At 59.4% G+C, this 16,735-nt stretch carries 17 protein-coding genes; 6 read left to right on the forward strand and 11 right to left on the reverse strand.

Annotation, left to right across the window (positions count from 1 at the left end; genetic code table 11):
* Positions 1-107 precede the first annotated feature (107 nt).
* The 3 genes from AB9K37_RS07975 (at position 108) to AB9K37_RS07985 (ending at position 1,583) form a co-directional block, all read left to right on the forward strand.
* Positions 108-722 (forward strand): DUF3047 domain-containing protein, encoded by a 615-nt coding sequence (locus AB9K37_RS07975; protein ID WP_369836908.1) that lies wholly within the window; start codon positions 108-110, stop codon positions 720-722.
* Positions 723-917: 195 nt separating this feature from the next.
* Positions 918-1,151, forward strand: a complete 234-nt coding sequence (locus tag AB9K37_RS07980) for a DUF2798 domain-containing protein (protein WP_369836911.1) — start codon at positions 918-920, stop codon at positions 1,149-1,151.
* A 63-nt stretch (positions 1,152-1,214) separates the two neighbouring features.
* Entirely contained in the window at positions 1,215-1,583 is a 369-nt protein-coding gene (locus AB9K37_RS07985) for a hypothetical protein (RefSeq protein WP_072708536.1), read from the forward strand.
* A 7-nt stretch (positions 1,584-1,590) separates the two neighbouring features.
* On the opposite strand, the gene AB9K37_RS07990 is transcribed toward AB9K37_RS07985, so the two are convergent.
* Genes AB9K37_RS07990 through clpS form a run of 3 tightly spaced genes read right to left on the reverse strand, consistent with a single transcriptional unit; the run spans position 1,591 to position 3,772 of the window.
* A complete protein-coding gene (locus tag AB9K37_RS07990) occupies positions 1,591-2,400 on the reverse strand; it encodes an SDR family NAD(P)-dependent oxidoreductase (RefSeq protein WP_369836914.1) in 810 nt (269 codons plus the stop codon).
* Positions 2,401-2,430: 30 nt separating this feature from the next.
* Positions 2,431-3,414 (reverse strand): class I SAM-dependent methyltransferase, encoded by a 984-nt coding sequence (locus tag AB9K37_RS07995; RefSeq protein ID WP_369836916.1) that lies wholly within the window; start codon positions 3,412-3,414, stop codon positions 2,431-2,433.
* 19 nt (positions 3,415-3,433) lie between these two features.
* Positions 3,434-3,772 carry an ATP-dependent Clp protease adapter ClpS gene (clpS, locus tag AB9K37_RS08000; protein ID WP_072708530.1) on the reverse strand — a complete coding sequence of 113 codons (339 nt, stop codon included), beginning with the start codon at positions 3,770-3,772 and terminating at the stop codon, positions 3,434-3,436.
* 88 nt (positions 3,773-3,860) lie between these two features.
* Between clpS and AB9K37_RS08005 the strand changes: the two genes are divergently transcribed.
* The 3 genes from AB9K37_RS08005 (at position 3,861) to AB9K37_RS08015 (ending at position 8,577) form a co-directional block, all read left to right on the forward strand.
* Complete coding sequence (locus tag AB9K37_RS08005; protein WP_369836919.1) at positions 3,861-4,562, forward strand: HAD family hydrolase; 702 nt, start codon at positions 3,861-3,863, stop codon at positions 4,560-4,562.
* Positions 4,563-4,771: 209 nt separating this feature from the next.
* Positions 4,772-6,217, forward strand: coding sequence for a D-alanyl-D-alanine carboxypeptidase family protein (locus AB9K37_RS08010; protein WP_369836922.1), 1,446 nt, complete (start codon positions 4,772-4,774; stop codon positions 6,215-6,217).
* 122 nt (positions 6,218-6,339) lie between these two features.
* Positions 6,340-8,577, forward strand: a complete 2,238-nt coding sequence (locus AB9K37_RS08015; protein WP_369836924.1) for a glycosyltransferase family 2 protein — start codon at positions 6,340-6,342, stop codon at positions 8,575-8,577.
* Here AB9K37_RS08015 and AB9K37_RS08020 read toward each other — a convergent pair.
* The 8 genes from AB9K37_RS08020 to AB9K37_RS08055 all read right to left on the reverse strand — a co-directional run.
* A complete protein-coding gene (locus tag AB9K37_RS08020; protein ID WP_369836926.1) occupies positions 8,574-9,470 on the reverse strand; it encodes a hypothetical protein in 897 nt (298 codons plus the stop codon). The two genes, AB9K37_RS08015 and AB9K37_RS08020, sit on opposite strands and share 4 nt — an antisense overlap.
* Before the next feature lie 12 nt (positions 9,471-9,482).
* Positions 9,483-11,054, reverse strand: a complete 1,572-nt coding sequence (locus AB9K37_RS08025; protein ID WP_369836929.1) for a hypothetical protein — start codon at positions 11,052-11,054, stop codon at positions 9,483-9,485.
* 162 nt (positions 11,055-11,216) lie between these two features.
* Positions 11,217-11,375, reverse strand: a complete 159-nt coding sequence (ccoS, locus tag AB9K37_RS08030) for a cbb3-type cytochrome oxidase assembly protein CcoS (protein ID WP_369836932.1) — start codon at positions 11,373-11,375, stop codon at positions 11,217-11,219.
* A gap of 3 nt (positions 11,376-11,378) precedes the next feature.
* Positions 11,379-13,571: a heavy metal translocating P-type ATPase gene (locus AB9K37_RS08035; RefSeq protein WP_369836935.1), complete on the reverse strand. Its 2,193-nt coding sequence runs from the start codon at positions 13,569-13,571 to the stop codon at positions 11,379-11,381.
* Between the two features lie 4 nt (positions 13,572-13,575).
* Positions 13,576-14,049 carry a FixH family protein gene (locus AB9K37_RS08040; protein ID WP_369836937.1) on the reverse strand — a complete coding sequence of 158 codons (474 nt, stop codon included), beginning with the start codon at positions 14,047-14,049 and terminating at the stop codon, positions 13,576-13,578.
* Positions 14,049-15,482: a cytochrome c oxidase accessory protein CcoG gene (gene ccoG / locus AB9K37_RS08045; protein ID WP_369836940.1), complete on the reverse strand. Its 1,434-nt coding sequence runs from the start codon at positions 15,480-15,482 to the stop codon at positions 14,049-14,051. The genes AB9K37_RS08040 and ccoG overlap by 1 nt, the downstream gene beginning before the upstream one ends.
* Positions 15,483-15,583: 101 nt before the next feature.
* Positions 15,584-16,459, reverse strand: a complete 876-nt coding sequence (locus AB9K37_RS08050) for a LysR family transcriptional regulator (protein ID WP_369836943.1) — start codon at positions 16,457-16,459, stop codon at positions 15,584-15,586.
* 80 nt (positions 16,460-16,539) lie between these two features.
* On the reverse strand, positions 16,540-16,735 hold a 196-nt coding region (locus AB9K37_RS08055; protein ID WP_369836946.1), incomplete at its 5' end, for a hypothetical protein.

Raw genomic sequence — 16,735 nt, forward strand, 5'->3', positions numbered from 1 at the left:
GGGCTTTACGCAAATGTGATAGGAATCACGCAAGACACTGTAAATTCCCAACGTATATTGGCGGTATGACCCGATTCATTTGTTTGATTTTGTCTGGTGCTCTGATGATGTCTGCAACTTTTGCAGGCGCGTCGGTTCCCTTTGACGGAAACTGGAAGGAGCAACGCTTTTCGCTGTTCGCTTCCAACGAATTTTTGCAACGCGGAAATGCGGTTGATGTCGCGTCCGACGGGACGGTTTCGCTGCTGTGGCAGCGTGTGCCGACCTATGATCGGGACACGGTTGAGGCCCGCTGGTCGTGGGAGGTGAAAGAATCCGTGCCCCCGACCGACTTGACCCAAAAGGGCGGTGATGATCGGAACCTGTCGCTGTATTTCGTCTTTTTGCCGGACGATCTGGTCGCAGAGGCCGAGGCGCGAGGCATCCGCTGGATGCTGAAGCAGACTGCGGTCCGGGTCCTGCTGTACACTTGGGGTGGGCGTGACCAAGACGTCGGGCTGATCGCCGCGTCGCCTTATATGAATAATCAGGGCGCGATGTTCGTTAAACGCGCGGCCGGTGCGGGCAAATTTTCGGAAAAGGTTGATCTTCGTGCGGATTATGCACGGGCCTTTGGCGGGGATGCCGGTTCGCTGGTGGGGATTGCCCTGTCCGCAGACAGTGACGACACGGACAGCCAAGTGCGGGCGACCCTATCCGATCTGGCGCTCATTGGTCCCTAGAATTGACAGCGTGCTGCGGTGCAGCTAAAGATGAATGGCCGAAAAATGTAGGACCGGTTCGGTTATCCCGGTCACTGCCATCGTGCAGGATTTAGTCAGGGCGTGCTCTGAACCCGCGGCATCCAACCCAAACTTTTGGGGGATGCTGACCAGTGTGTGAAAACCGGCTCCCCCTCTTTGAAGAAAGAGGACTTTATGCAACCCAAGAAAATGATCATCGTCGCGCAGTTCTTTATTTCTGGGATGATGGCGCTGTTCATGTCCGGCGTGATGAGCGTGATCCACATGGGCTTCAGTCAGGCGTGGCTGGCCCAGTGGGGGCCGAATTTCCTGACTGCGTGGCCGATTGCCTTTGTGGCGAGCATGGTGGTGGGGCCGATCGGCTTTGCTCTTGCGCGCAAGGTTCTGCGCGAAGAGGTCGTCGTCTGATCTGTGATTTGCCCCTTGTCCCGCTGGCTGCGTATAAGGGGTGCAATCCACAGGAGACCCGTGATGTTCCGATACACTCTGCCGCTATTGCTGGTGCTGGCCGCGTGCGCCACGCCCCGCGAGAAATGCTTGTCTGATGCGTCCGAGGATCTGCGGATTCTGGATGGGCTGATTGCCGAGCAGCGGGTGGTGGTGAACAGGGGCTTCCGCATGGATCAGACGCTGGAAAGCCGCAGCCGCGTGCAGTTCTGTGCGGGAACTGGGGGGAATGTGTCGATCCGGCTGTGCAACGGGCGCAATCTGCGGACGGTCGAGCGGCCTGTGGCCGTAGATATCCCGACCGAACAACGCAAGCTGGATCAGCTGCTGTCGCGCAGGGATGCTCTGGTCAGCCAGACGGCGCAGGCGCAAGCGTTCTGTCCGCCCGCGTGATCGGGAATTAGTGCGCGGGGGCGGCGACGGTATCCAGCAGGGTCCGGCCGCCATCGACGGTGACGATCTGACCGGTCATGAAGCTGGCCGCATCCGAGACAAGGAAATGCACAGCCTCTGCCACCTCGGTGGGGCTGGCGATGCGGCCCATGGGGGTGTGACTCTCGATGTCGTTGCGGAAGTCGCGGTTGTCCTTGAGCGTGTCCTTGAGCGAGCAGCTCATGACGCTGCCAAAGGCCAATGCGTTCACGCGGATATGGTTGGGGGCCAGCGCGACCGCCATGGATCGGGTCATCTGGTCGAGCGCGGCGGCGCTGACCGAGAACGCCAGAAGATCGGGGTGCGTGCGGGTCGCGAGAATCGAGGACAGGTTGACGATGGCACCGGCAGAGTTGCTGTCGTTGCCCTCTTTTTCGGCCTGTTTGATCATACGCTTGGCGACCATCTGGGTCATCCGCAGGCTGGTCATCATGTTCTGCTGCAAGAGCTGCTCGACCGCGTCATCTTCGGAGTTCAGAGGGTCCGAGGTCAGAACCTGACGCGAGGCGTTGACCAAGATGTCGACGCGATCAAACGCGTCGATGGTGGCCGACAGCAGGTTCGCTTGGGTCAGACGTTCGCGCAGATCACCGGCAAAGAATTGGACGTTGTCCTCTTTCTTGGCCATGTCGCCGACTTCGGCCTTGAGTTGCGCTTCGTCCATGTCCGCGAACATGACGTTCGCGCCCTTGTTGGCAAAGTGGCGGCCGATGGCCAAGCCGATGCCGTTGGCAGAGCCTGTGACGATTGCCGTCTTGCCTTGGATAGAAAAACCCATAGCTCGAAACCTCTTGGTAAATCCGCTGCGTTAGCGGCTGCGGCGCGGGCGCACAGCCTCGAGCACCTTGAAAGACCTGTCACCGGCGATCTCTGACACATCGGCAAAGAACTCGCCCAAGGTTGATTCATAGGGGAGATGGCGGTTTGCGACTACCCATAGTTTGCCGTTCTGCGCCAGCATCCCGTGAGCTGCCCGAATAAACGCCTGACCGATGGCTGGATCAGCATCGCGGCTGGTGTGGAACGGCGGGTTCATCACGACGGCATCCATGTTTTCGGGGTGGTGCCAGCGGGTCGCGTCGGCCCAGTGGAACCGCACGCGGTCGTCCTTGATCGTTTCGCGGGCGCAGTCCAGCGCGGTGGCTTCGGCTTCGACCAGATGCAGGCTTTCCAGCCCTTCGCGGTCCAGAATGTTGGCCGAGATGTAGCCCCAACCTGCACCGAGGTCGGTCACGCGGCGGCCCAGTTTCTTGGGCAGGGTGTTGACCAGGAGTTGCGAGGCGCGGTCCACCTTGTCCGCCGAGAACACGCCAGGCGCGGTCAGGTAGCCATCTGCGTTTTTGGACGGCGCTTTGCGCCAGTCGGCAAAGGCATCGGACGCGGCGCACCAGAAAATCTTGCCATGGGCCTTGGAGATCGGGCCGTGGACATCAGCGCGCTTGCGCACATCCTTGAGCACGGATTCGATGCCGTCGGTTTTGCCGCCGTCGATCACCACTGTGCCGCCGGATGTGGTGGCCATGGCGCGGGCGATCAGGTCGCGGGCCTCGTCCTTGGCGCGGGGCAGGCAGACGATGGACAGCGCGTAGGGACCAGTTTCCGCAGCCACGGCGCGGTAGCCGCGCGCGGTCAGCATGGCGTGATCGGGGGCAAAGCTCTGGATCGCCTCGACCCGGTCGCGGGGCAGGGGATCGAGCGGTGTGTCGCCGCGCGGACGGAAGACAGCAATAGCGCCATCCTCGGGCAGGGTCAGACCTGCCTCGAGCGCAAGAGAGAGTCGGATGTTTTCCATGATTGGCAGGGCCGCGGCCCTACTCCTTTTCCATAGTGCACTGGAGAGGGTGTTCGTGGCGGCGGGCAAAGTCCATCACCTGCGCCACCTTGGTTTCGGCCACCTCGTGGCTGAAGACGCCAACAACGGCGACACCCTTTTTGTGCACGGTAAGCATAATTTCGAAGGCCTGTGAGTGGTTCAAGCCAAAGAACCGCTCGAGCACGTGAACCACGAACTCCATCGGCGTGTAGTCGTCATTCAGCAGCAGCACCTTGTACATCGGTGGTCGCTGCGTCTTGCGACGGGTTTGAAGAACAACAGAACCGTCGCCTTCGTTTTCGTTTTCGTCTGACATCGTCCAAGGGAACTGGGTCATGGAGATGAATTCATCCCTTCCGTGGCCTCTGACCGCCTTATATAGCTGTTATAGATAGAGATTAAAGCCCCTTAAGGTCGAATTGCGCATGGCACATACGGTTACAACGCTGGCATTTGATGCCGATGATACCCTTTGGCACAATGAACGGCACTTCCGCATGAGCGAGGAACGCTTTGCAGACCTGCTAAAGGACTATGCCGACCCTGACCATTTGGCCGAACGGCTGCTGGCTGCGGAAAAGAAAAACGTGGGTCACTACGGGTTCGGGGTCAAAGGGTTCGTCCTGTCGATGATCGAGACCGCGATCGAGGTCACGGACGAGCGTGTTCCGGCCCGTGTCATCAAGGAATTGATCGCGAGCGGGCAGGATTTGCTGAGCTATCCGATCGAGTTGATGCCCGGAGCGGGCGAGGTGGTCGAGCAGATGGCGGGCCGCTACAAGCTGATCGTGATCACCAAGGGCGACCTTTTGGACCAAGAGCGCAAGCTGGCGCAGTCCGGGCTGGGCGAGATGTTCGATGGTGTCGAAATTGTCAGTGACAAAACGGCGGCGATCTATGAGCAGCTATTTGTTAAATGGTCTAACGGATCGGGCGGCGCGATGATGATCGGGAACTCGATGAAATCGGACGTGATTCCCGCAATCGAGGCCGGTGCATGGGGCGTTTATGTCCCGAGCGAGATCACGTGGGCGCTGGAACATGCCGAGGCGCCCAAAGAATCCGCAAAATTCCGAGAAATAGCATCGCTTCATGCACTTCCGGAGTTGCTGGAATCCCTGACCTGATTCCCCTCTACTGGTGAGGGTGACCTCTCCGAATGGACCAAAACTTATCCACAGGAACTACATCTTGTGGGCAAAAGGATGCCGAAATACGATCAATTCTTTCTCTCGTTTTTGAGAGTCTGACTTTATTACACGCTTACGCTGTGTTAGCTTTTTCCCAATAAAACAAAAATGACTGATCGAAAAAATTCGGCGGTTTGAGGCAGAACATGGCTAGAGCAGTTAAGGCACCCCCGTCAGTGCAGTGGGCCCGGTTTGGGCTCGTGCTTATTGCACTTGTATGGGTGTTAGTGGTCCTTCCCCTTACGGCAATTGCAGCGCCCCATGCAGCGCTCGTGATGGATGCACGAACAGGTGAGGTCCTACATACCGACAACGCAGACGCGCGATTGCACCCTGCATCGCTGACCAAGATGATGACGCTGTACATTGCCTTTGAGGCGATTGAGCACGGCGAGATCGGCGTAGACGATCTGGTCACCATCTCGGCCAACGCTGCGAAAGAACCCCCCTCGAAACTCGGGATGCGTGCGGGACAGAAGATCCGCCTGCGGTATCTGATTCGCGCCGCAGCGGTGAAGTCGGCGAACGACGCCGCCACCGCGATCGGCGAGGCGATTTCGGGATCGGAAAAGGCGTTTGCCGCACGGATGAACCGCACGGCCAAGGCGCTGGGGATGACGCGCACCACTTTCCAGAACGCGCATGGTCTGACGCAAAAAGGCCACCTGAGCACAGCGCGGGATATGAGCATTCTGGGCCGTCACCTACTATATGATTACCCCGCCTATTATTCGCTGTTCAAACGGACCACGGTGGATGTGGGGGGACGGACCCTGTATCACACCAACCGCCGGTTCCTGCGGGACTATGCGGGCGCGGACGGGATCAAGACCGGCTACACCTCGGCGGCGGGCTTTAACCTGACGGCGTCGGCACTGCGCGGCAAAGAGCGGATCATTGTTACGGTATTTGGCGGAACATCGACCGCTGCCCGTAACAAGAAGGTCGCAGCCCTCATGGATCTGGGCTTCAAAAAGGCGCCGAGCCGCGTGGCTGTGCGCCGGACCTCGCGTCCACCCTACCAAGGCAACGCGGGCATCGGCGGCGGGCAGAACTACGCCAGCACCAGCATGACCAAGAGTCTGCGCCCTGTTCTTCGCCCCCTGCCCCAAGATCCGATCCAACTGGCGGGCCTGAACAACGATATTGCAACCGCTTTGGCCATGGCCGCCGAAGAAGGCCCCTTGGCCCAAGGCGATGCCGAAGAGCCAACCATCGACATGAATCCCATAACCCCGCGCGCCAGACCGCTGGTCAAGGCCGTCGATGCGGGTCCAGCAGTTGCGGCCAGCCTAGCAGCCGTTGCACCGGTCAAGCCCGCCAAGCCACGCGTTATCTCTCGTAATCTGACAGACGAGAAACTGTGGGGGATCAATGTCGGCCGGTTCGGCAATCGCCATCTGGCCGAGCGCGCGCTCGTGACAACTGCACTTAAGGAAGTCGAGACCCTGCAAGGTGCCGAACGTCAGGTTGCGGTGCGGTCCACTGGCTACGATGCCAACTTTATGGGCCTGTCCAGAGACACCGCGGATTTGGCCTGTAGGCGCCTTCAGGCACGCAATATGAACTGTTTCATGGTGGGGCCCTCTTAAGGGCCCTTTCCTTTTTTAACGATATTCGCAAACATTGGGCACATTGCGTGTACAGACCGCTGCATCTGCAGCATATTGTTTTATCAAGCGAAGCTGTTTTCTAAATTCGAACGGAGTTGCGTGTGCAATTCGAACGCCGGATCCTAAAGGCACAGTCCCTGCCCGAGACTGTTGCCAGCCCTGATGCCCCCAAAGCCTTGTTTTGCCTGCGCCGCCCCGAGGGCGTGACGCTCTATCTGCAACCAGAGCTATTACGCGGGCGCGATCCCAAAGCGTTCTTTTTGCACCCCGTCGAGGTGGACGGTTTCAAAGACAGCCTGACCATTCGCTCCCCCCACTTTGATGGTGTCATGTTGCAGGACGCGGAAACCGAACTCTTTGCAGGAAAGCGCTGTGTGCTGGCGGTCCGGAACGGCGAACGCCCTGCAATCCTGCGCGAATGGCTAGAGGGTTTGGTCCGGCACCACGGGCTGGAAGCGGCATTGATCCTGGACCGTTCAGCACCCAATGCCGCAGAAGCAGATGCTAAAAAGATCAAGGCAGTCCTGCAGAAGTCCAAGGTGCTAAAGCACTTAACTGTGGTCATACTCTCTGCCGATGTGCCTTTGGGTCATCCCGAATTGGGCCACGAAGCCCACCCCATGAATGCCCCCGACGCCCCGGGCAAGGACCGGATGGATCATCCCGAAGCCGACCCGTGGCATTCGCCGATTCTTTTTGGCTCGTTCTACGAGATGGCGCGCGAAGTCTATTTGGCTGAGGCTCGGTCGGTTCTGGCGCTAGACCCGCTGGATTTGTTGCCCGCGCCCGATGCGCGGCACGCCAATGTCTTTGACGCAGCCGAGGCACACCCCGGCCAGTATGTACAGCTGGTCGGTCACCGCGCCTACCCTTGGGCGATTCGCCCGAATGCTCTGCCCGAATTCGCTGACCACATCTGCCTTCGCTTTGACGAAGGCGCAGGTCATGGGCGGTGGTGTTATGCTCCCAAATCCGGAATGCAGGCGGTTTGGCGCTGGCGGCGTATCGTCGGCACCGATGTTCAGAAGCAACCCATCCGCTTTTACCGCTGCATGGCCCTGCGCTATGGCGAAGAGACCGACGGCGGCCAACAGGTGTCTCGTCTGGTTCCGAAATCCAGTCTGGTCGAAAGCGAACTCCTGCTCTCTATCGCCAAGGCCGCAAATCACAAACCCCGGCGCCTGCCAGAGGCGAAAACCCGTGCCGCCAATCAGCGCAAGAACGATGTGGCAATCGTCACAACAATGAAGAACGAAGGCCCCTTCATCCTAGAGTGGCTGGCCTATCACCGCGTCATTGGCGTGGAGAAATTTCTTGTTTTTACAAATGATTGCACGGACGGGACGGACACTCTCTTTGATCTGTTGCAGCGCAAGGGGCTGGTTGAGCACCGCGAGAATCCGTTCCGCGAGATGGACCTGAAGCCGCAGCACGCCGCGCTTGCTGCGGCAGAGAATGAGCCGATCATGAAAAATGCCGGTTGGTGCATTTGCATGGACGTGGATGAATACATCAATATCCACGTGGGCGACGGAACGCTAAAGGCACTGTTCAACGCTGTTCCCGACGCGAATATGATCAGCATGACGTGGCGGCTCTATGGCAATGCGGACGTCCATGAATTCGACCCGCGCCCGATTATTGGGCAGTTCGACCGGTGCGCACCGGAAATGTCCCGTAAACCCCATCAGGCGTGGGGCTTCAAAACTCTGTTCCGCAACATTGGCCTGTTCAAGAAGATGGGCGTACACCGCCCCAAGGGACTGAAGCCGCAGTTGGTCGACGAGATCAACTGGGTGAATGGCTCTGGCAAGCCGATGCCGGAAAAGGAATACCGGACAGCGTGGCGCTCGACCGCGTCAACTGTAGGCTACAACATGGTGTCGCTGAACCACTATGCGGTGCGCTCGGCCGAGAGTTTCTTGGTGAAGCGGGATCGTGGACGGGTGAACCACGTGGATCGGGACCAGGGGCTGGCGTATTGGTTCCGAATGAACAACAATTACGAGGAAAACCGCAGCATCATGCGGATGATCCCCCGGGTCGAGGCCGAGATGGCGCGCCTGCTCGAAGATCCCGAGATTCGCGCCGCCCACGAGCATTGCATTGCTGAACACCGCGCGCATATCGACCGCCTGATGGGGACCGAGAATTACCGCAAATTCTATGGCGATATCACGGGCGAACGGATGGAACGGCTGAGCCGGATGCACCTGCATTTCGGGTCAGCAGTGTTCCACACCGGCCCTGACTGCGTGCCAGACGACGTGGTGTTCAAAGACCAGCCTGCGGATTTCTTTTTCACCGTCGAAGAAATGGAAGGCGAGCAGGAGTTCTAGAGCCCCTGCCCCTTGACCTGCTCTTTCAGGTCTTTCTGAAATTGGCGCAGTTTCCAGTTGTCCTTCTGACTGCGGGCATAGGCAGTGGCAGACAGGGCCAATTTCGTGTGCCCCTTCTCGACTGCTTGTTCCAGCAAACGCAGGGTATATGGGATGGCATTTCGGCGGTTGCGGAGCAGTTCGTAAAACCGCTGACGGGTCATGGAGCCGTCGAGCATTTCCATCGAAACGGGCTTCAGGATTTCCATTCGCTTAAAACTGGGGGGCACCTTGTGGGTCAGATGGTTCCAGCCCAGAACTTCGCAGTTGGGTTGGGTCAGGCGGTCGATATGGGCCTGATCTTCGGGGACGAGGGGGTCGTAGACCAGATACGCCTTGCCCGCCGCCGCAAGACCGGTGGCCGCATCGCGATAGGGGCCTTGGCTCCAGTCGGCGCGGTTTGCAGCGCGGTCGTAGCGGTTTTCAAAGGGGGCAAGGTCCTTGGCCAGCGTGGACTGGGGGCTGAATGCGACGACGGTGCATCCGGGCGCGAGGCCAGCAAAGGCGCAGGCCCCGTAGGCCCCCATGCTGGAGCCGTACATACTGACCGCCGGATAGGACGAGAAGACACCGCAATCGCGCATCCCCTCTAGGATGCGGAACAGGGCCAGATCGCGGAACCAGTCCGATTTTTTGCACATCACGCCCACAACGCCCCAGCCATTTTTCCGCGCGAGGTCAAAGGCCCACGGCTTGCGCGGCCCTTCTTCGCGGTTCCAAGACAGGTTGTCGAAGCCGACCAGAAGGCGGTCTTTGCCCGGGATATGGACAACCACGTGCCGAGGCGTCTCGTGGTATTCACCCTTTTCCTCGGCCGCGAGGCGTTGCATCAGGGAAAAGTCAAAGCTGGCCACGGTCGCGGCCCCTTAGCGTTTCTGCACGATCAACAGGTTGGGTTGCTTGGCCTTGATATAGAAGGCGGGCACCAGCATCGCCCCCGAAATGTCCAGCCGCAGATCGTTGAACTGGTTGCCGATCTCGTGGTCCGAATGGCGGAAGATGCCGTCCCTGTTGTAGCTGTCGAACAGTTCGGTGGTCGTCGTGAACTTGGCAGGTTCCAGCTTTGCGGGTTGGCGGCGCAGGCCCTCCATCAAATAAAACCCGCCAGAGCGCAGCTTCGGGAACAGCTTAACGAAGGCCTTCTGCTGATGCGGAGACGCGTGGCTGGCGTCATCAATGATGAAATCGAATTCACCAAGCTGGTCGGCGGTTTTGTCCAGTGCCGCTTCATCGCCCAAGTCGCATTGGACAAAGGTAAAGCGATCATCCTTGAGCCAGCTAAAGTCCGAAATGTCGATGCCGGTGATCTCGCCCTTTTGGAAATAGTCGAGCCACATGCGGACGGATGGTGCATCAGTTGTTTCGCGATCCACATCGTTACCGCGTTCGGGGCCACCGTCTTGCAAACCAAGCTCTAGCAAAGAGACCGCGCGGTTCCGGTGAGGCTGCATGATCATCTGGTAGGCTTCGGTGTAGCGGAATTTGTTGCCACCCTTATTGGTGCCGTACTTGTCGGCCAGATCGGTCAGGTTGGTTTTGCCGCGGCCCACTTTTTCAGCGGCGCGAACGGGGGACAGGGGTGCGACGACTGTTCCGTCCTCGGCCACTTTGGCTTTGCGGCGGATGGGGGCCTTTTCGGGGTCAATGCCGTGTTTGTTCAGCAGTTGGCCGATCAGACTTTTGGGGTGGGGCGGTTCGCCAGCTTCGCCCAAGCGTGCCCGCATCCGGCGGCCGTAGAGGTGCACGGAATAGGTGTTTTCCGTGATGTAATCCGACGTGTCGAAGTTGCGCCGCAACATGAAACGGCGGTCTTTGAAGGTGAAGGGATAAAGACCCTCTTGGGGGAGGGCGAACCGCGCCTCGCCGGTTTCCTGAAGGAAATGGGTGACCGCGTGCGGCCCCCAAACGCCCCAAGGCTGTTCGCTGGCATGGACAGGATCACCAGCATCGCGCTTGGCGATCAGCTCTGCCTCGTATTCGGGGCCATAATAGCTGGGGATCGCGAATTCATCGCTGGTGAAATCCAAGAGCGCATTCAAGGTGTCACAGTCATGAGGCAGTCCAAGTACGCCGCCATTGATATGATGCTTGGACTCCCAGCCGTAGAAGTGGCCATTCGGAGTTTCGAACGGCTTCATGCAATAGGCGTCCGTGTCAGCCCAGATGGTGTTGCGCATCTTCTTCAGCATCTTGTAGCGGAACAGGTCCGAGTGCAGCGCGGGGCTGCCGGTGCGTTCATGCTGTAAGAAATTCGTCTGCGGCAGGATTTCATTGGCATCTGCCAGTTCAATCCCGTCAGGCACATTTTCCAGAGGACCGTAATGGTAGAGAACAGTGTGGTGCCCCGCATCCACAAAGGATTTCATGCAGAGCTGTTCCAGATAGCTTAGCGGGCCTTCCATCCACAGAGCCGCGATCGTGTACTTTTGTTTAGCCATCAGAAACCTGTCTCTACCTTCGTGCTACAAGGTGCATACTTGGATGCAGGTTACTTGGGGTAGATGGACTTTTTCCAGCACTTCTTGGCTCAAAGCCTCAAAAAATGGGAGAGATTCCGCGTTTAGCAGAAACAATCCCTTATGATTTAGCGTCTTTGGTAATTACGGTTTGGGGTGATCGTCCCACTGGTCGCTTAGGATACGCTGGCTATCACCATCGGGGTCCTCGTACTGGCTGGAGCGCAGGGTGTAGACGAACCCGACAAGGCCGAGGCCACCAAGTATCAGAGAAATTGGGATCAACATTGTTAATACTTGCATGGGTTACCTCAGGCGGAGCGCATTGAGCGACACGATGATCGAGCTGGAGGACATGGCCAGCGCGGCAATCAGGGGAGTCGCCAGACCGATGATCGCAAAGGGAACGGCGATCACGTTGTAGGCGGTCGCGATGCGGAAGTTTTCTTTGATACGGTTGGTGGCTTTGCGAGCGGTCACGAGCGAGTCCGCGACGGGGGACAAGTCGCGACCCAAGAGCACGATATCCGACGCAACACGGGCCGCATCCAGTGCTGTGGCAGGGCTGATCGAGACATCGGCGGCGGCGAGCGCAGCGGTATCGTTCAGGCCGTCGCCGACCATCAGAACATGCGCGCCGCTTGCGGACAGGGATTCGATGGTGGCGAGCTTGGTCTGGGGTAGGCAGTTCGCTTCGTATTCGGTGATGCCAAGGCGGTGCGCCAGATCGGCCACGGGCGTTTCACTGTCGCCGGACAGCAGCATGACCCGTTTGCCCGCAGCTTTGAGCGCGGTGATTGTCTCTGCAGCGCCAGCGCGCAAGTCGTCGGCGAAGCGGAACTGCACGGGCGCATTACTGCCCACGCGCAGCCAAGCCGAGGTCACGTCGCCCGCCTCTGCGCCGATCCAGTCGTTGCGGCCCAAGCGCACAGTCTGACCCTGCCACTTGGCCTTCGTCCCTTGGCCGGGGCGTTCGGTGATGTCGGTGATCTGGGCTGGCTTGATGCCAGCGGCGCGAGCGGCGGTGGTGATGGCGCGGGACAGGGGGTGGCTGGACCCCTCGGCCAAGGCCAGTGCGATTTCCAGATCGGCGGTGCTGTGATCGCCAAGGTTGGACAGCACGGGGGTGCCTTCGGTCAGGGTGCCGGTTTTGTCGAATACGACTGTGTCCACGGTGGCCAGACGCTCTAGCGCGGTTTCGTGCTTGATCAGCATCCCTTTGCGGAACAGGCGACCAGAGGCGGCGGTGGTCACGGCAGGCACGGCCAGACCCAAAGCGCAGGGGCAGGTGATGATCAGAACAGCTGCCGCGATGTTGAGAGAGGTGCGCAGATCCTGCGAGTAGATGAACCAGCCGACAAAACTGAGCGCCGACAGGATGTGAACACCGGGCGCATAGAGTTTCGCGGCGCGGTCCGCCAGCGAGGTATAGCGCGAGCGACCGGATTCCGCGATCGCGACCAGATCAGCCATACGGTGCAGCGAAGTGTCCTGCCCCACGGCAGTCGCGCGGATGGTCAGGGGGCCGGTCAGATTAACCTCGCCTGCGCTGATCGCTTGGCCCGGTGCAGCGGCCACGGGCACGGTTTCTCCGGTCAGGAGCGAACGGTCCAGTTCCGAGGTGCCGGTGACAATCTCGCCGTCCACGGGGCAGCGCGAACCCGGGCGGACCAGCACCATGTCCCCGATGCGCAGGTCTGCGGCGGCGACGGTTTCCTCTGCCCCGTCGGTGAGGCGGATGGCGCGGGGGACTTCCAATGCCGCGAGTTCTTCGGCGGCGGAGCGGGCGACGGCGCGGGTGCGATGATCCAGATAGCGGCCCGCCAGTAGGAAGAAGGTCAGGGTGAGCGCGGCGTCGAAATAGGCGTGGTGGCCGGACAGGGCGGTTTCCCAGACGGACATGACGACGGCCAGCAGGATCGCCAGCGTGATCGGAACGTCCATGTTCAGGCGACCTGCCGACAGCGCCTTCCACGCGTTGCGGAAGAAGGGTTGCCCCGAGAACCCGATGGCAGGCAGAGTGATCGCCGCAGAAATCCAGTGAAACATGTCACGGGTGGCGTCGGCGGCACCGGCCCAGACCGACACCGACAGCAGCATCACGTTCATCGAGGCAAAGCCCGCAACGGCCAGACGCATAAGCAGATCGCGGCCCGCCTTGTCCGTGGCGGTGGACTGGATCGTGGCCACGTCAAGCTCGTGCGCTTCGTAGCCGATCCCTTCGAGCAAGCCGACCAGATCGGAGGGGTCGACGGACATCTCGGCGTCCACATTGGCGCGCTTAAGGGTCAGGTTAACCCGCGCATCCTTGACGCCCGGATAGGCGTTGAGGGCAGACTCGACCGCGCTGATGCAGGCCGAGCAGTGAATGGTAGGCAAGGACAGCGCGATCCGTGTGTCTTTGAGCGCCTCGGCGCGGGCGGCGATCGCCTCGGCCGAGGGGGCAGCAACACAGGCCGGACACGCCGAAGGGGCCTGACGACTGATCGCGACTGTCATTGGATTAGCCTTTCACGTGCAGCACAAGGCGCTGCTGGAACAGAGTTCCGTCTTCGGACCGCGCCTTAAGGCGCAGGTTCCAGTTGCCACGGCCCAGAGTGACGGGGGCCGACAGGTCGGTGCCGGTCCACGCAAAGACGGGTGTGGTGTCGTCCCGCGCTTCGGTCGCGCGGCCCAAGATCGCCTCTTCGATCACGGGGTTTACGGGGCGGCCGTTTTCATCGCGGATCGACAGGATCAGATTGCCCCGCTCCAAACGGATCTGGGCATCCCAGCCCAAGGCAAGCTGCGCCTTTTGTGCTTCGTTGAACTTCTGGCTGGCGACATAAGAATTCTTGGTCTCGAGCCCGGGAAAGGTATGGATGGCGTTGTACGCCATCACAAGGTTTACAGTGATGATCACACCGAAGGCCGCGACAAATCCGGCAAACACGTGCCATCCCTTGAGGCGGAATTCCTGTTTCGCTGCTTGGGCCATCAATTATCCCTTCCGTTAAAGACGGTGTCTTTGCTGACTTGCTCTTCGGCGACCGGATCGGTGACCGTGATGGTCATTTCGGTCCGCTCCGCTTGGGCGGCGTCGGTGTCTGGTGCGGCGACGATATAGACGCGCTGCAGCTTGGTACTGTCTGCCGGAACGTCGGTCACGTTCTCATCATAGCCTTCGAGCTTCAGTTCGAACACATCAGAGGGCGCGACGGTTACGACAAATCCACGATCCTCGCCATGTTTGTTCCGCAGGCGTACGTCATAGGTGTTGCGGATCGAGCCATCGGACAGGGTCACAAAAGTCGGGTTGCGGACAGGCGCGACGGTCATGTCGATGTCCTGACGGCTGAGAAGCGCGATGATCAGGCCAACGCCGACCAGCGACCACAGTGCTGTGTACAGCAGGACGCGCGGGCGGAAGATATGTTTCATAATCGGGCGGGGGGCGTTGCCCTCGCGCTCGAGCTTCTCGTCCGAGAGCGCGATGTAGTCGATCAGGCCGCGGGGCTTGCCCACCTTGGCCATGATGTCGTCGCAGGCGTCGATGCAGAGCGCACAGGTGATGCATTCCAACTGCTGGCCGTTGCGGATGTCGATGCCGACAGGGCAGACGTTCACGCAGGCCATACAGTCGATGCAATCACCTAGGTTCTCGGCGCCTTCGGCCTTGCGGTGCTTGCCTCGGGGTTCGCCGCGCCATTCGCGGTAGCCCACGGTAATGGTGTCTTCGTCCATCATGGCCGCCTGAATACGGGGCCAAGGGCAAGCGTAGATGCAGATCTGTTCGCGCATGAAGCCACCAAAGACAAAGGTGGTCAGGGTCAGAACGCCCATAGTGGTATAGGCCACAGGGTGCGCGCGGAAATGCAGCAGATCATTGAGCAGGGTTGGCGCGTCGGTGAAGTAGAACACCCATGCGCCGCCGGTCGCGAGGCCGATTAGGAACCACAATGCCCATTTGGTTGCCCTGAGTCGCGCTTTGCGCAGGTCCATCTTCTTCTGTCGGTGCAGGCGCAAACGCGCGTTGCGGTCGCCTTCGACCCAGCGTTCGACCAGAATAAAGAGGTCGGTCCAGACCGTCTGCGGGCAGGTATAGCCGCACCAGACACGTCCGAGCGCAGATGTGAAAAGGAACAGGCCAAGGCCCGCCATGATCAAGAGACCCGCGATGAAGTAGAATTCGTGGGGCCAAATCTCGATAAAGAAGAAAAAGAAGCGGCGGTTCGCCAGATCTACCAGAACGGCCTGATCGGGCAGGTTGGGGCCGCGATCCCAACGAAGCCAAGGCGTAATGTAGTAGATGCCCAGAGTGATCGCCATGATCACCCACTTGAGGTTCCGGAATTTGCCGCTGACGCGACGGGGAAACACGGGTTCGCGTGCTGCGTAAAGTTGGTCTTCTGGCTGTTCGGCTTGGCTCACGGAATCGCTCCGATGTAAAAAAAGGGCATTTGATGCTGCCCTTTTTGCAGGAGCCGTGTCTTCGGGCTTTGACACAGGTCAAACCCGAATCTCTGCCATAGCTATTGCGACAATTGGCCCTTCAGCCATTCGGCAAATGTCGACAGAGATTTCCGCTGAACACCGGGACGGGTCACGAAGTAGTAGCCCAGTGCCTCGTTCGGCGATTCGAACAGAACCTTGAGCGAACCGTCCTTGAGTGGGCGGCGGACCATGGCGCGGCTGACCAGTGCGATGCCCTCGCCATCGAGCAATCCATCGATCAGCTGTGCATTGGGCAATTGCGTCACATCAGGACCTTTGGCAGCGGTGATGCCGTGCACATCGAGCCAGACGCCGGTTTCGTTCGAACCGGTTTCCATCAGCCACTTGAGGTCAAGCGCATCTGCGGGCCCAGTGAATTCACGATCCCCGACAAGCGAAGGACTGCCCACCAAAACCAGATCCGATGGCAACAGCAGCGTCGCTTCGAGCGCTGGCCACACCCCTGCCCCATAGCGTACAGCCATGTCGATCCCTGCAGGGCGCAGGTCAACAATCTCGGCGGTTGGGTTGAGGAGGACCTCGATCTCGGGATGTTGCTGGCGGAAGCTATCCAGGCGCGGCATCAACCAGTTGATGGTGAACAGCGGCGCGGCAGCAACCTGCAGCGGGCGCGTTTCATCACCGTCGGTCATTTCCTCGACTTTTTGGTAGATAGTTTCAAGCGCAGGCAACAAGACCTGTGCCAGCTGCGTGCCTTCTGGTGTCAGCATGACACCACGACCCTGGCGTGCGACAAGAGGCGTCCCCAAATGCCCCTCGAGCTGCCGGATCTGCTGGCTGATTGCAGCGTGTGTTACGTTTAAAAGTGCCCCTGCGCGAGAGACACTCCCCGACTGCGCCAAGGCAGCAAATGCCCGGAGCGCGGGCAAAGAAGGCATGCGAAGCCAATCCATTTATTAATCTCGACTAACAATATTACAAAAGCAGCGTGGAAAAAACACACTCATACAAGTTTAATATGACCATTACATACTTACTCAAGCAGCAAAACAGGTGAAATTTCTATTTTTCCTACCCGCATGTATATAAATGATTGTGAACGGCGGAGCAATACTCGGCCACGGTAGCGACGGCATAGTGTTGTCGCGGGCGGCGTAAAAGTCGTCCACTTTTGCCCTTTCGGATTTCGGGAGGGCTTGGGGATATACACCGTGGACTTGTATTTGAAG

The organism is Donghicola sp. XS_ASV15 (assembly GCF_041224595.1).
In the GTDB taxonomy this organism is placed as follows: Bacteria; Pseudomonadota; Alphaproteobacteria; order Rhodobacterales; family Rhodobacteraceae; genus Donghicola.